This is a genomic window from Bhargavaea massiliensis (assembly GCF_050480245.1).
In the GTDB taxonomy this organism is placed as follows: domain Bacteria; phylum Bacillota; class Bacilli; order Bacillales; family Anoxybacillaceae; genus Anoxybacillus.
The window spans coordinates 59,531-74,147 of sequence record NZ_JBCNEQ010000063.1 but is presented as its reverse complement, the minus strand read 5'-3'; the positions used below and the strand labels follow the sequence as shown (position 1 = coordinate 74,147).

Sequence of the window (14,617 nt, the reverse complement as noted above, 5' to 3'; positions counted from 1 at the left end):
AAAGAAGGGGAAGGAAAATGTGTCAAAAGAAAATGAATATTTTTTATGACAAACGTGCTTTTACGTTAATTGAAGTACTATTATCCATCGTTATTTTATCTTTTGTTGTGAGCGGCATGTTTTTGTTTTTTACAAATGCGATGACATACACCGCGTATAATCAATCAAAAACGGTTGCTGTCAATATCGCTCGCGGTGTTATTCATTATATGGAACGACTTGACTTTCAAACGATGAAAGCATATGTCGATAAACATATCACCGAACAAACACCTTTTATCCATTTCGATGCTTCATCATGTTCCAATACATCCATATTCCCGGACGGAACTGTATGTGAAGCCGTTTTTTCACCGACAGTAAACAGCGTCACATACGATAAAGAGGACGTACAAGCTTGGATTATTCCGTACGATCGAGCTATATGGTCACAAATAAAAAACAACCCACCAAGTGAATTTCCTGACCCTTTAAAACAAACGATTCAAAACGAAAAGGAAATAAAAGAAAATGTAAGCGACTATTTACTTCGTTTATATGTCACCGTCCGTTCAAATAACGAACTGATCGTCTTAAAAGGAGTGATCGCCAATGAAAGTATTCGCTAACGAACGTGGACTTACGCTTATTGAACTACTTGTCGGCTTAGCGATCACATCGATTATTGCCGCTTCTGCATATGGCGTATTTACAGCGGGAACGAAGGCGTATAAACGGATTGGCATTGAAAATCAGCTACGAAGCGAAGCGGATATATTAATGACAACGATTTTTAATGAACTATATGCATTTGCGCCAGACGGTTTAAAAATAGACGAATCAAACGATGATACACTAACATTTGTGAATGAAATAAAAAAAGAGATTGATAAAAATACAGGGCTCGTGGAAGACAAAGAGCAAGCTGGTCAAACGTTACAAATCACGATAGATAAAACAAACGAGACATTACTTATAAACGGGAAACAAGTCACGTCATCCAATTTACGTATCGTTCCCGAACAGTCTAAATTTCAATACGAATGCATGCGAGAACAACAAAACATATGTAAAAGCGGTGTCATTTCGATTCGTTTATCCGTTCAAGATAAAGACCATCGCAATCCAGATGATCCGTTATATATTGAACCGTTTACGTTGCAATCACAATTTGGCTTTTAGGGGGGAAAGAGGTGAACGAGAAAGGATATAGCCTTGTACTCGTTATGTTAACGGTCACTGTCTTTTTTATCATTGGACTTACCATTTTATCTGTTAGCATATATCAAGCGAATTTTACACAAGTGCGCGTCGAGGATGTCACATCGCTTCACGATGCTGTAAAAGCGGTAGAGGAAACCGTCGCCGAGTTAAAAGTAAAAGTTGAACAGTTGTCGTTATCAACTCCATTGCAACTCGATCTCGATTTAGGAAATGCACAAACTGGCTTTTTAAGTGAACTCATGAAACGCCATAGCGTCACAATTGAAGATATCACCGATGCAAAAGGAATCGCCCGCAATAAATTATTTACACGTGTTTTTCGTATATCCGCCCCATACGAAAAAAAAACGGTATCACGTGAAGTAATTATTACAAATGCACCGAGCTTTTTAAAATACGCCCTCGGTTCAAAAGAAAATGTGACGTTAAACGGTGGGGCTTATATTGACGGGGACATATACGCAGGAAAAGATATATACGTCACAAACGTAGCCAATTATATTTACAACTCTACGCTTTATTCGGTTCAAACGACGTTCCCGACGACGAGCGAAAAAAGCATACTGTTCGCCAATGGAAAACGTTATGGATGCGATCACGGAAATGGGGCAAAGAGCTGTTACAACCTAAATAACAATAAATTCGAGTACTCATTGCTAAATTACTCAGAACATGAGCTACCATCTTCTCTTCTTATTCAAAAGGAGACAGAAGATTTTATTGACGTGGATTTCTCATGGACGCTAAAGGATAAACTATTGCTAGCAGCTGGAGTTGAACCTTTTAGCCATGAGTATGCTAACTACATTAAAAATTCGGGAGATCCTGAACTCCTTTTTAACCAACTGAGATCAAATGATGCTTTTTCTCTTGTAGATGATGTCATGCTTTTTAAAGACTTTATTAAAAACAACCAGAATAGCAAATCTATCGTTCTACAATCTGCTCCTTCCTATGTGTTTGAAAACGAAGAGCTTAACTTAGAAGACAAATGGCTTATTGTAGATGGGGATCTATATTTAGGAAACAACAGTAAGTTAAAAGGAAACATCATTGTGTTTGGGGACTTGATTATAAACGGAAAATCCGGAGTACAGCTTGCTTCTACAATATACGTGACAGGGAAAACGTCAATATATGATACCAATATTTCAGGTCTAGATAATGAACAAGTTGTCATTCTTTCAAAAGGACGTCTAGAGCTTTATCGAGTGAATGAGTTTAATAACATCTTCAGTTTCGAAAAAGAAAATCTTCAAGGGTACTTCTATACCGAGAGCAATGCTGTAATTTATGCAGTTGGTTCGTATATCAATATTAGAGGAGGATTGTTCGCTAAGGGAAATAGTGAGCAAACAATCGCTGATGGATTCAGCGAGGGAGTGACCATAAACGCTTATCGCGGAGTGGTAACATCGCTGTCAGAACCGCCTAATTCCAATCTAACACTCACAAATGTGTCCGAATCACGTTTTATCATTCGACACGACAAAAAAGTCTTGATCGATCGCGGATTAGGTCTTCCATTTTCAAAAAGGTTGCATGTAATTATTGATGAATTGAGCGTAAAATAAAAAGCAGACACGAGTTAAACCCTCGCGTCTGCTTTTTACCATTTATTCATTTTATCTTCAAACTCATCTCCTAAATTCCTATCTCTTACAATGACAAGCATAGATGCCGAAATCATCTCGTTATCTCTAGCTCTCGCCGTGATTGTTGCATATCCTAACTCCTTTGCCTCTAAAACCCATTTTTCGTTTTGTTCAAAAACAGCAACATAACTTGGAGAGCTCGAACTCATATCAATTTTTCTATTTGTTGCATTACTCGGTATGAATTCAATTTCTTCATTGAGGTAAACCTTCGTGCCAACTGTTACATACAAAATCGAACGTTTAAAACGAATTCCTTCTAGCAAAACAATAGGATCTATGACTCGAATTTGTGCACTTTCATACAAATTACTTCCATCTAATGTTCTAACTGTGATGTTCACAACACCTGGTCTCTTCGCCACCACTTTTCCTTGTTGATCAATAGTAGCAATATTCGGGTCACTTGAACTCCACTGTAACTGCTGGTTCGTTGCATCAATTGGAGAAATGACTGGTCGAATAATCTGCTCATCTCCCACATTCATCTCCCTATTGTACTCAAGTCTGATGCTACTAATCAACTTGTTGTATGTCACAAAAACAGATGAGAGGCTAGGCTCTTTTGTAAATCCACCAAATGACTTAACAGAAATCGTCGTTAAACCGTCAACAGTAATCGGAATTTCATACGGCTCAACTAGTGAACTCCAATTGATATTTTGCTTTAAGTTAGCCATTTGATATTGATAAGAAACATTTTCACCTGCCACAAATCCAACAATCCGAACCTTCACAGGCTCTGTTACCACAGATCCACTTGGAATCTCTACGTTGTCAGACTTCAATATTTTTAACTGAGGCTTAAGATTTAATTCAACCGATTCGCCATCCTTGTAAGTTACCAAAATAATATAATTGTCGCTGTCCGGCTTAAACGATAATGACTGGATTGGCAACATTCGTAACCCATAATCATTAGGATGCTTCGTTTCAGCAATCAAGTTCGTTGTCAGTGGAAGTGTCTGCCATTTAGAAACGAGTCCTCGGCTATCTCCTTCATAATAAATGTTTGGGAACTCTAAAAGTCTCACCTTCATCCCGATTAACTTTGAAGCTATTGGCAATACAGATGATCTTAGACCATAGATACTATCTTCAAAAGAAACTGTCGCCCGAGGCAATTGCACTGCATCCATCGCCCAGTTTACCTGTAATTTTAAATCAACATTCAACGACGTATTATTCAGTTCTGTATAATCAACTTTCTTATCTGGCAACAAAAGTTCCGCATACATTGTACCGTCCTGAGTGTAAACATTAACATTTTGAGAAGCAGCCACCGTTACTCCTTGTGGAAGCGGTTGAATAATTTTTATATTGCTTAAATAGCCTGACTTACCACTTCCAACATAGCCACTAGGAATTAGCGTATATCGTGCAACAAATTGGTTAGAATCACCGTTAGTATTTCCATATTTAATTAGGGCGCTAACATCGTGGGAAACCCCTTGAAGCTCTACTTTTCCGTCAAATGTCGGTGGAACTTCATCCTTTACTACTATCGTAACTTGCTTATTAATAGACGGTTGTGTTACACCATACACATCCCTATAAACCATCTCTGCATTCAGCGTATATGTTCCTTTTTCCTTGAACGCGATCGGCACAGATACATTTATTGGGGAAGGTGTAGACTGACCAACGTTATAATTGACGTTAAATGAAATGTAAGCATTCGTCTTAGTATCATCAATCCATACATTACCATTTTCGAAAATTTGCACCTTTCCATCGAACGAATGAAGAGGAATGCGAATTGTCCCTGACAATACTGGATCTATTGCAAGTTTTGAAAATTCCTGGAAAATTTCTACTAAGTTTTGTGTTGTGCCTTGTTTGGCAATCCCACCAGTTATCGCCGATAACCGCTCTAGATAATTTAAGTCAACATCTCGATTATTTCCGAATCCAATCGAGTAAAGTGTGACATTACTACTACCAAGTGCCTTAGACATATTCAACGCATGACTACGTATTTTCTCTTTATATTTTGCATAATCTGTTGAATTTTGTGATAAAGTTGACTGTCTTCCACTTGGATAGTAGATCACTCTCTCAGAGGTTATACCATCACTAAACAATCTATATTCAACATCTAAATTGGCTGTCTGGTTATAGCATATCTTCAACAATATCCCTTCACATACTTCATATGTCACTTTTTCCTTTACCTTTGATACCGTTGGCTCACCATCAGTTAAAAATATAACATATTTTTTTCGAGTAGAATCATCAAAAAAGGACTGAGCCGTTTGCAACGCAGCTAAGTAGTTTGTTCCCCCTCCAGCAACTAAACCATTGGCTGTTTCTAAAATAGTCTCTAAGTGGGATGAAACATTATACACACCCGATGGAAATGGAACAACTCGATCATACTTAACACCATCTGAGAAGGGGACTAGAGCAAATCGGTCACTTGGATTAGCATTTGCCTTGAAATAATGTATAGACGAAGCTAATGCCTGTTTAGCACTTTGAAATTTCATAGGATCCGTCCCAAATTCATCCATTGAGTTGGAGATGTCAAAAACAAACACGACATCAATCGGCGGGCGAACGATGTTATCAATTTTTCCTTTTGGAGTAATGGTTATATCCAGCCTTCCCATAGCATCCTCATTAGGAGGCTTTGCATATTCATTTTGGGACGGAACAACTGTGAAATCTAATGACGGAGATGTCTGAGCGTGACCCAGTACAGGAAAATAACAGCTGAAGAGGATAACAAAAGAGAAAACAAAAAAGAAATGTAGCAAGCTTCTCCTCACCTACCTCTCCCCCTTTCAAAAATCCTACTTTTTATCTATTATACCAACAATCTCTCGTTTAGTTATATTTATCTTTTATAAAATTCCGCACATTTGAGATGAAATAAAGTGAACCTGTAATTAAAATAATATCATCTTTGGCGACTTGTTTTCGTTTTTCTTTTAACCATTTTTTCCAGTCGTTTGTCCATTGCACGTTTGGATGCATCGCTTGTTCCGCAAGTTGCTCAGCGGAAAGAGCGCGTGGAAAATCAAACGTTGTAAACGTCATCGTTTGTGCAATCGCTTCTAGCTTTCGAATCATCGCTGTGACCGGTTTATCCCCTAACGCTGTAAAGAGCACGTGCACGCTGCGATTCGGATAGTGAGCGTTCATCGTCGCCACAAGGCTATCAATTCCTTCTTCGTTATGCGCCCCGTCAATAATGATGAGCGGACGTTCATCCATCTTTTCAAATCGCCCGAGCCACGCTGCTTTTCGAATGCCGTTGTACATATGTTCACGCTCAATCAGAAACGAATAATACGTACGTAAATAGTCGGCAACCATCAGCGCAAGCGCTGCGTTTTTCACTTGATGTGCCCCAAGCATCGTTGTTGTCACATCGTCATATGAAGCGAAAGGTGTTTGCAATGAGAAACGTTCTCCATCCGCAGTTGGCTCATGAGCAAAAACAGTAAAATCACGGTCAATGACGTATACTTTTGCCCGCACAGATGCTGCTTTTTCTTGTACGACACGCAGCGCTTCAGGCTGATCGATCGCAGTAATCAAAGGGACGCCAGCTTTTATAATGCCCGCTTTTTCAAACGCAATTTGTTCAAGTGTATTCCCTAATATATGTATATGATCGTAACCGACATTTGTAATCACCGATAAAAGCGGATAAATAACGTTCGTTGAATCTAAGCGTCCGCCAAGTCCCACTTCAAAAATGACAACGTCTTGCACGTTCATTTTGCCAAAATAATAAAGTGCCATGGCGGTAATAACTTCAAACTCTGTCGGTCCACCTAATTCCGTCTGTTCTAACTCCTCTGCCAAAGGCTGAATGACTTGCACAAGTTTGATCAGATCAACATCGCTAATTGGTTTTCCGTTTATACTAATGCGTTCGTTAAATTGTTCGACATACGGCGATGTAAACGTTCCGACACGATAACCTGCTTCTTGTAATATATGACGTAAAAAGCAAACGGTCGATCCTTTTCCGTTCGTCCCACCAACATGAATCGCCTTGATGCGACGCTCTGGATGATCGAGCTTCTCCATCATCCATTCCATTCGTTTAAGTCCCGGTTTGACCCCTAACTTTAACCGTCCATGAATCCAATCGACTGCTTCTTTATATGTACGAACCATGAAAAAAATCCCCCTTTTACTAAAGTGAAAGACGAATCCAAAATGGATTCGTCTTCATCATAAAACTATTGTTTTAATTGTGCAAGACGAGCGCGAACCGCTTCACGCTTTTCGAGATAATCTCGTTCTTTTTTCCGTTCCTCTTCAACTACGTGCGCTGGCGCTTTCGCTAAAAATCCTTCATTACTTAGTTTCTTTTGCACGCGCTCGACTTCTTGATCGAGTTTCTGTAACTCTTTTTCGAGACGTTTCACTTCTTCTTCAATATTAATTAACCCTTCGAGCGGCAAGCTTAGTTCTGCACCTGTCACAACAGCGGTCATCGCTTTCTCGACCGTTGGAATCGTCGTGTCGATGACAAGCTCGCTAGGATTACAGAAGCGCTCGATATATGAGCGGTTTTTTTGAAGCGTATTCGCAATTTGCTCGTCTTTCGCTTTAATGTGTAGCGTAATTGGCTTGCTTAGCGGCGTATTCACTTCGGCGCGAATGTTGCGCACCGCGCGAATAATATCGACGAGCAAGCGCATTTGTTCGGCCGCTTCATGATTGCTTAGTTCAGAACGGACTTGTGGCCACGAAGCAACTGTAATCGATTCTCCTTCATGAGGAAGTTGTTGCCAAATTTCTTCCGTCACAAACGGCATAAACGGATGAAGGAGACGCATCGTTTGATCAAGCACATAAGCAAGAACAGAGCGCGTCGTTTTCTTCGCTTGTTCATCTTCGCCGTATAGCGGCAATTTCGCCATTTCAATATACCAATCGCATAAGTCGTCCCAAATGAAGTTATATAATACGCGACCGACTTCACCAAACTCGTATTTATCGGCAAGTTTTGTTACCGTCTCAATCGTTTCATTTAAACGTGTTAAAATCCAATGATCGGCAACCGATTTTTCGCTGTGTAAATCGATGTCATCATATGTGAACCCTTCCATATTCATAAGCGCAAAACGGGACGCATTCCAAATTTTATTGACGAAGTTCCATGTCGCTTCAACTTTTTCTGTGCTAAAGCGCAAGTCTTGACCAGGTGCACTTCCTGTCGCTAAAAAGTAACGAAGCGAGTCGGCACCGTACTGATCGATCACATCCATCGGATCAACGCCGTTACCGAGCGATTTGCTCATTTTTCGTCCTTGTGCATCGCGTACTAGTCCGTGAATAAGCACATCTTTAAACGGACGTTTTCCTGTAAACTCAAGCGCTTGGAAAATCATGCGCGATACCCAGAAGAAAATGATGTCATATCCTGTTACAAGCACATCCGTTGGATAATAACGGTTATAGTCTGCCGATGTTTCATCCGGCCAGCCCATCGTTGAAAACGGCCAAAGCGCAGAACTAAACCATGTATCTAATACATCTGGATCTTGTTCCCAATTTTCGATATCAGCTGGTGGCTCATGATCGACATACACTTCGCCTGTTTCTTTATGATACCATGCTGGAATACGATGCCCCCACCAAAGCTGACGAGAAATGCACCAATCGCGAATATTTTCCATCCAATGTAAGTACGTTTTTTCAAATCGCTCTGGAACGAAATTCACTTTTCCTTCTGTTTTTTGTAGTTCAATCGCAGCTTCAGCAAGCGGCTTCATTTTGACGAACCATTGCGTCGATAAATACGGTTCTACAACAGCACCACTACGTTCACTATGACCAACCGAATGCATATGTTCCTCGATTTTAAACAGCACGCCTTGTTCTTGTAAGTCTCTCACAATTTGCTTGCGGCATTCGAAGCGATCGAGCCCTTTATATTGAAGAGCGTTGTCGTTCATCGTACCGTCTTCGTTCATGACGAGAATGCGAGGCAAGTTGTGACGATTTCCGATTTCAAAGTCGTTTGGATCGTGTGCTGGCGTAATTTTTACTGCCCCAGAACCGAACGACATGTCAACGTACTCATCACCAATAATCGGAATTTCGCGACCGACGATCGGTAAAATAACGGTTTTTCCGATAAGGTGTTTGTAGCGTTCGTCTTCTGGATGAACGGCAACGGCTGTATCGCCAAGCATCGTTTCTGGACGTGTCGTTGCTACTTCGATATAACCTGAGCCGTCCGCAAGCGGATAGCGCATATGATATAGCGCCCCTTGCACATCTTTATATACGACTTCAATGTCCGATAATGCTGTTTTTGTCACTGGATCCCAGTTAATAATATATTCGCCGCGATAAATAAGACCTTTTTTATATAGAGAAACGAACACTTCACGCACCGCTTTCGATAATCCTTCATCAAGCGTAAAGCGCTCGCGTGTATAATCGAGACCAAGCCCAAGTTTCGCCCACTGGGAGCGAATATGTCCAGCATACTCTTCTTTCCACTTCCACGTCTCTTCAACAAATTTTTCACGCCCTAAATCGTAGCGTGTTTTTCCTTCGTTGCGGAGCTTTTCTTCTACTTTTGCTTGCGTAGCAATGCCTGCATGGTCCATGCCCGGAAGCCATAAGACGTCATACCCTTGCATGCGCTTCATGCGCGTAATAATGTCTTGTAACGTCGTATCCCATGCATGTCCTAAATGGAGCTTTCCTGTTACGTTTGGCGGTGGAATGACGATTGTAAATGGTTTCTTCCTTTCGTCACTTGTTGCTTCAAAAAACTTTCCTTTTAACCACCATTCATAACGGTTTGCCTCAACAGTACGGTGGTCATATTTTGGCGGTAACATGAAAAATCCCTCCTTCGCTAAAATAAAAAACTCCTTTCATCCGAAAAGGACGAAAGGAGACTCTTTCGCGGTACCACCTTTTTTCTTAAGCAACGCTTAAGCACTCAAATCGATAACGGCGATGCACCGGCTTCCCCTACTTTCGTTCAAAGAAGCAGCTCTAGGGCGACCTTCCGACGACCACAAACCTAGGAAATCTCGCAGCTACTGATTTCCCTCTCTGCAAGGCGGGTTGCGCCGTACTCTTCCCTGTCTTCGCTTTTTTCTATTCATACATAATACTATATAAAAATCATATGAATCGTCAATAAGGTTTGCCACATTTTCACTTCTTTATACATATGATAAAAAAGAAAAGCTCCAATATGTGGAGCTAACCATTTGAAAAGGAAGTGAGCATATGCGTAGACGTTACAATCCGTACCCGTGGCTAAGAAAGCTGCGCTTCATTGCTGAACAATGCATCATCCCGATTACCGTTGTTCAAGCGATTCGCACCGTTTTATTTCCAACAATTATCGACGTCATTTTACTTGCCATTTTCTTTTTTCTTTCACTCGCCTTACATTACGATTGGATTTGATTCGTTTGTTTTTCTTCTTCCCATTTTCCGATGACATATTCGATATTTTTCATTTGCCAATGCGCCCGTTGCCAAGCAGCGGTTAGTTGTCGCTCATGACGTTGTTGTTCGTACCGATGAATGAGACGAACAAACCGATGTGGATCAACAAGTAAATGAAAAAATAATAACCGTTCATCTTCTTCAAGCGCCAATGTTTGTTCATATTGCGAAAACCACTGTACTGCCTCATCACACCTCATTGGATACGTATGCAAATATTGTCGGAAAAAGAAAAGCAAATCGTGAAATGGCGGAGCCCAACGCGCTTGTTCAAAACTAATAAAATACGATGTGCCATCATCTCGCTCGACATAATGGTGAAACGACGGGCGACCGTGAATATAGCAAATGCGCACCGTCTTTTTTTCTCGCATTCGCTCGCGCCACTCATTTAACGTATGTTCAGAAAACGAAATGGCGCGCATAACGTCGAGAAAATGAGTGCAACATTGCAGTTGAAACGGCGACATATACCATTGTTTTTCACATTGTTCAATATACTGAGTTAATGTTTGTTTTGCTTTTTCAAGTGAGCTTTTTCGTTCCTTATAATACGATTCGATTTCCGTTTCCGTCGTTTGTATTTCTTTTAACGAATGTTTATGCCAGAGCGCCAAATCGTGAAAAAATGACGATGTTGGATCCGTTTTTTCTTTTAGCCAAGGCATCATATAATACCATTGCCCATCTCGCTTTTTCGGTTCGTAAATCGGAATGGCAAGCGGTATGCGTAAGCGGTAGACTTGCTCAATCGCCTGCCAATGCGCCAATGATTCCATTCGTTTGAGCGCATATGTTCCATTCGGCGTTTTCCATTTTTGGACACGCTCACGTTGTTGCATCGTGTTCATTTTCATGCCGCCCTTTTATACTTTACTTGGCGTTGGAATGTATAGTAACTGCCCCTCGTGTATATCCGCACCGCTTTCTAAATGATTTGTACGCAACAACTGTTGAACAGATACGTCGTATCGCTCGGCAATCTTGTCCAACGAATCGCCTTGTTGGACAATACAAATTTTCAAACGAGCAAACGCCTGTTCTTCATTTTTACCAAATAGTTTTGTTAAATATAACGCATTTTCATTTCGCTTTTCGTTCGTTTCCCTTCCTTTTAGTTCAAGTTGAAAAGACGTTTCTTCTCGCTTGCTCTCCTGTTCTTCTTCATATCCCTTTTGAGTATCAACCTGTTCTTCTTCATGCTCTCCTTGAACATCAATCCGTTCTTCTTTATGTTCGTCATTATCAGCTACCTGTTCTTCTTCATGCTCCCCTTGAACATCAATCCGTTCTTCTTTATGTTCGTCATTATCAGCTACCTGTTCTTCTTCATGCTCTCCTTGAACATCAATCCGTTCTTCTTTATGTTCGTCATTATCAGCTACCTGTTCTTCATGGAGCATATAAAATGTCGGTACATTGACGATTGTTTCTCGTTCTTCTTGTTCTTCTTTTTCTTCTTCATATACTTCTTGATGGGCAACAGCTTCAAACGGTTCAAAGTCGTCTACGTTGTACGCATCCCACTCTTCTTCGTCTTCTCGATCATCATCCATTTGAATACCGTGAATGGCCACTTCAGCAATAAGAAGTAATTCGTTTTTCCGTAAGTCATAATCAAATGATTCGATCAGCACATACACTTGTTCAAGATCATCGACTCGCTCTTTTGGAACAGTTACGTCAATTGGAAATTGATGTAAAAATTCACCCGTTTCCTCATCACGCATACGCACTTGTTCAATGTATCGCCCGAGTTCAAATGTTTCAACATCTTCTCCATCTTCTTCATGTTTTGTATATTCTCCAGATAGTTCTAGCACACCGCGAATATACACGTAATCTTCTTGTTCCTCGATTGTAATTGTCGGTTGTAGCGAAATCGATAATAACTGATCAACGTGATGCTCACGCCGAAAAGCAACCGCTTCTTCAATTGAAAAACGCAACATGCTCATCTCTCCTTCAACGTCCAAGTCATTTCACATTACTATGGTTATGAGAAGAAAAAAAGAAGTATGCATAAAAAAAGCGATGCCCTAGAGGCAATCGCTAATTTTTGCAAACGCACGTCGCGCTGCTTCAATTGTTTTTTCGATATCTTCATCGGTATGTGCAGTCGATAAAAACATGCCTTCAAATTGCGATGGTGGCAAGAAAATGCCTTCATTCGCCATTTCTTGATAATAACGAGCAAATAAGTCTAAATTGGACGTTTTTGCTGTTTCGTAGTTTGTGACGCGCTCATTCGTAAAGAACATGCCGATCATCGAGCCAGCTTGGTTAATCGTATGTGGAATATCATACGCTTTTGCCGCTTCGCTTAATCCTTCCGCTAAACGATTCGCTTTTTTCTTAAACTGCTCATACGTTTCTGGCGTCAATTGTCGCAACGTTTCATAACCAGCTGTCATCGCCATTGGATTTCCCGATAACGTTCCTGCTTGATAAATTGGACCACTCGGCGCAATTTTCTCCATGATATCGGCACGACCACCATACGCCCCAACTGGTAGTCCACCACCGATGACTTTTCCAAGGCACGTCAAGTCTGGCTTGACACCGTAATAACCTTGACCGCTATAATAGTCAACACGAAAACCTGTCATCACTTCATCAAAAATAAGAAGCGCACCGTATTCGTTTGTCACATCACGTAAGCCTTGCAAGAAGCCTGGCTTTGGCGGAACAACTCCCATATTTCCTGCAACAGGTTCGACAATAACCGCCGCGATATCTTCTCCGAACTTTTCAAACGCATAACGCACGCTTTGTAAGTCGTTGTACGGTACAGTAATCGTATGTTGTGCAACCGTTTCCGGCACCCCTGGGCTATCTGGCAAACCGAGCGTCGCAACACCTGATCCTGCTTTAATTAAAAGCGAATCACCATGGCCGTGATAACAGCCTTCAAACTTTACAATTTTATTCCGTCCTGTATAGCCGCGCGCTAAGCGAAGAGCGCTCATCGTCGCTTCTGTTCCTGAACTAACCATGCGAATGATTTCAATGGACGGCATGCGCTCCATGACAAGTTTAGCAAGTTCGTTTTCAATCAACGTTGGGGCACCGAAACTTGTTCCTGTTTCTGCTACTCGTTTTAGCGCCTCAACGACTTGATCGTTTGCGTGACCTAAAATAAGTGGTCCCCAAGACAAGACGTAATCAATATATTCGTTGCCGTCAATGTCATAAATTTTTGAGCCTTTTCCTCGCGCCATAAAAATCGGGTCCATTTTTACCGCCTTAAATGCGCGCACCGGACTGTTTACACCGCCAGGCATAAGCTTGACTGCCTCAGCATATGCCGCTTTTGAACGTTCATAGCTACGCATTATTTTTCCTCCTTTAACCATCGAGCAACGTCTTTTGCAAAATACGTTAAAATTAAATCGGCTCCTGCTCGTTTCATGCCTGTTAACATTTCAAGCACAACTGCTTTTTCATCAATCCATCCGTTTTGGGCGGCTGCTTTCACCATCGCATATTCTCCGCTTACGTTATAAGCGACAATCGGCAAATGGAAATGATTTTTTAAATCGCGAATAATATCTAAATACGATAGCGCTGGTTTCACCATTAAAAAGTCAGCACCTTGATCCACATCCGCTTGCGCTTCACGAAACGCTTCTAGGCGGTTGGCTGGATCCATTTGGTACGTTTTACGGTCGCCAAACTGCGGCGCGCTATGTGCTGCATCGCGAAATGGACCGTAAAATGCGGACGAATATTTCACCGCATACGACATAATCGGCACATATGTAAATCCTTCTTCATCTAACGCTTGGCGAATCGCTGCGACAAACCCGTCCATCATGTTAGATGGCGCAATGATGTCCGCCCCCGCTTTCGCTTGGCTTACTGCTGTTTTTGCCAATAATTCAAGCGTATCGTCATTGACAATCGTTCCGTTTTCTACGATACCACAATGTCCATGGCTCGTATAATGGCATAAACATGTGTCGGCAATCACGACAAGTTCCGGAAATGCATCTTTGATCGCACGAATGGCACGTTGAACGACACCGTGCTCACAATAGGCTTGCGAAGCGATTTCGTTTTTTTCGTTTGGTACACCAAATACAATAATGGAACGTACACCTAATTGAACAGCTTCTTTTACATCTTCAAGCGCATAATCAAGCGACTGCTGATACACCCCCGGCATGGAAGGTACTTCGTTTTTTATGTTTTCTCCTTCAATCACAAAAATCGGATAAATCAAATCTTCCATATGCAAATGTGTTTCACGTACCATCGCTCGTAAGTTAGCCGTTTGACGCAAACGACGATGACGGGCAAATTGCATA

11 protein-coding genes and 1 other annotated feature are annotated in these 14,617 nt (G+C 41.3%); of the genes, 4 read left to right on the top strand and 7 right to left on the bottom strand.

What is annotated here, in order from left to right:
* The first annotated feature begins 17 nt into the window (after positions 1 to 17).
* The 3 genes from ABEV15_RS11845 to ABEV15_RS11835 are packed head-to-tail and all read left to right on the top strand — an operon-like array spanning position 18 to position 2,777.
* A complete protein-coding gene (locus ABEV15_RS11845; protein ID WP_498853323.1) occupies positions 18 to 608 on the top strand; it encodes a prepilin-type N-terminal cleavage/methylation domain-containing protein in 591 nt (196 codons plus the stop codon).
* A complete protein-coding gene (locus ABEV15_RS11840) occupies positions 592 to 1,161 on the top strand; it encodes a PulJ/GspJ family protein (protein ID WP_498853322.1) in 570 nt (189 codons plus the stop codon). The genes ABEV15_RS11845 and ABEV15_RS11840 overlap by 17 nt, the downstream gene beginning before the upstream one ends.
* An 11-nt stretch (positions 1,162 to 1,172) precedes the next feature.
* Complete coding sequence (locus ABEV15_RS11835; protein ID WP_498853321.1) at positions 1,173 to 2,777, top strand: hypothetical protein; 1,605 nt, start codon at positions 1,173 to 1,175, stop codon at positions 2,775 to 2,777.
* Positions 2,778 to 2,812: 35 nt separating this feature from the next.
* Here the strand turns inward: ABEV15_RS11835 and ABEV15_RS11830 are convergent, their stop codons facing one another.
* The 3 genes from ABEV15_RS11830 to ABEV15_RS11820 form a co-directional block, all read right to left on the bottom strand.
* Entirely contained in the window at positions 2,813 to 5,629 is a 2,817-nt protein-coding gene (locus ABEV15_RS11830; RefSeq protein ID WP_498853320.1) for a VWA domain-containing protein, read from the bottom strand.
* A gap of 58 nt (positions 5,630 to 5,687) precedes the next feature.
* Positions 5,688 to 6,992 carry a bifunctional folylpolyglutamate synthase/dihydrofolate synthase gene (locus ABEV15_RS11825; protein ID WP_498853319.1) on the bottom strand — a complete coding sequence of 435 codons (1,305 nt, stop codon included), beginning with the start codon at positions 6,990 to 6,992 and terminating at the stop codon, positions 5,688 to 5,690.
* A 65-nt stretch (positions 6,993 to 7,057) separates the two neighbouring features.
* A complete protein-coding gene (locus tag ABEV15_RS11820; RefSeq protein ID WP_498853318.1) occupies positions 7,058 to 9,682 on the bottom strand; it encodes a valine--tRNA ligase in 2,625 nt (874 codons plus the stop codon).
* A gap of 42 nt (positions 9,683 to 9,724) precedes the next feature.
* Positions 9,725 to 9,947: a binding site (T-box leader), on the bottom strand.
* 135 nt (positions 9,948 to 10,082) lie between these two features.
* Between ABEV15_RS11820 and ABEV15_RS11815 the strand changes: the two genes are divergently transcribed.
* A complete protein-coding gene (locus tag ABEV15_RS11815) occupies positions 10,083 to 10,265 on the top strand; it encodes a YszA family small membrane protein (RefSeq protein WP_498853317.1) in 183 nt (60 codons plus the stop codon).
* On the opposite strand, the gene ABEV15_RS11810 is transcribed toward ABEV15_RS11815, so the two are convergent.
* From ABEV15_RS11810 to hemB, 4 genes are all read right to left on the bottom strand, one after another.
* Positions 10,250 to 11,158 carry an aminoglycoside phosphotransferase gene (locus tag ABEV15_RS11810; protein WP_498853316.1) on the bottom strand — a complete coding sequence of 303 codons (909 nt, stop codon included), beginning with the start codon at positions 11,156 to 11,158 and terminating at the stop codon, positions 10,250 to 10,252. The genes ABEV15_RS11815 and ABEV15_RS11810 overlap by 16 nt on opposite strands.
* Positions 11,159 to 11,173: 15 nt before the next feature.
* Complete coding sequence (gene spoVID / locus ABEV15_RS11805; protein WP_498853315.1) at positions 11,174 to 12,259, bottom strand: stage VI sporulation protein D; 1,086 nt, start codon at positions 12,257 to 12,259, stop codon at positions 11,174 to 11,176.
* Positions 12,260 to 12,346: 87 nt separating this feature from the next.
* On the bottom strand, positions 12,347 to 13,642 hold the full coding sequence (gene hemL / locus ABEV15_RS11800; RefSeq protein WP_429635218.1) for a glutamate-1-semialdehyde 2,1-aminomutase: 1,296 nt from the start codon (positions 13,640 to 13,642) through the stop codon (positions 12,347 to 12,349).
* Complete coding sequence (hemB, locus tag ABEV15_RS11795; protein ID WP_498853314.1) at positions 13,642 to 14,616, bottom strand: porphobilinogen synthase; 975 nt, start codon at positions 14,614 to 14,616, stop codon at positions 13,642 to 13,644. Before hemB ends, hemL begins: the two co-directional genes overlap by 1 nt.
* Position 14,617 lies beyond the last annotated feature (1 nt).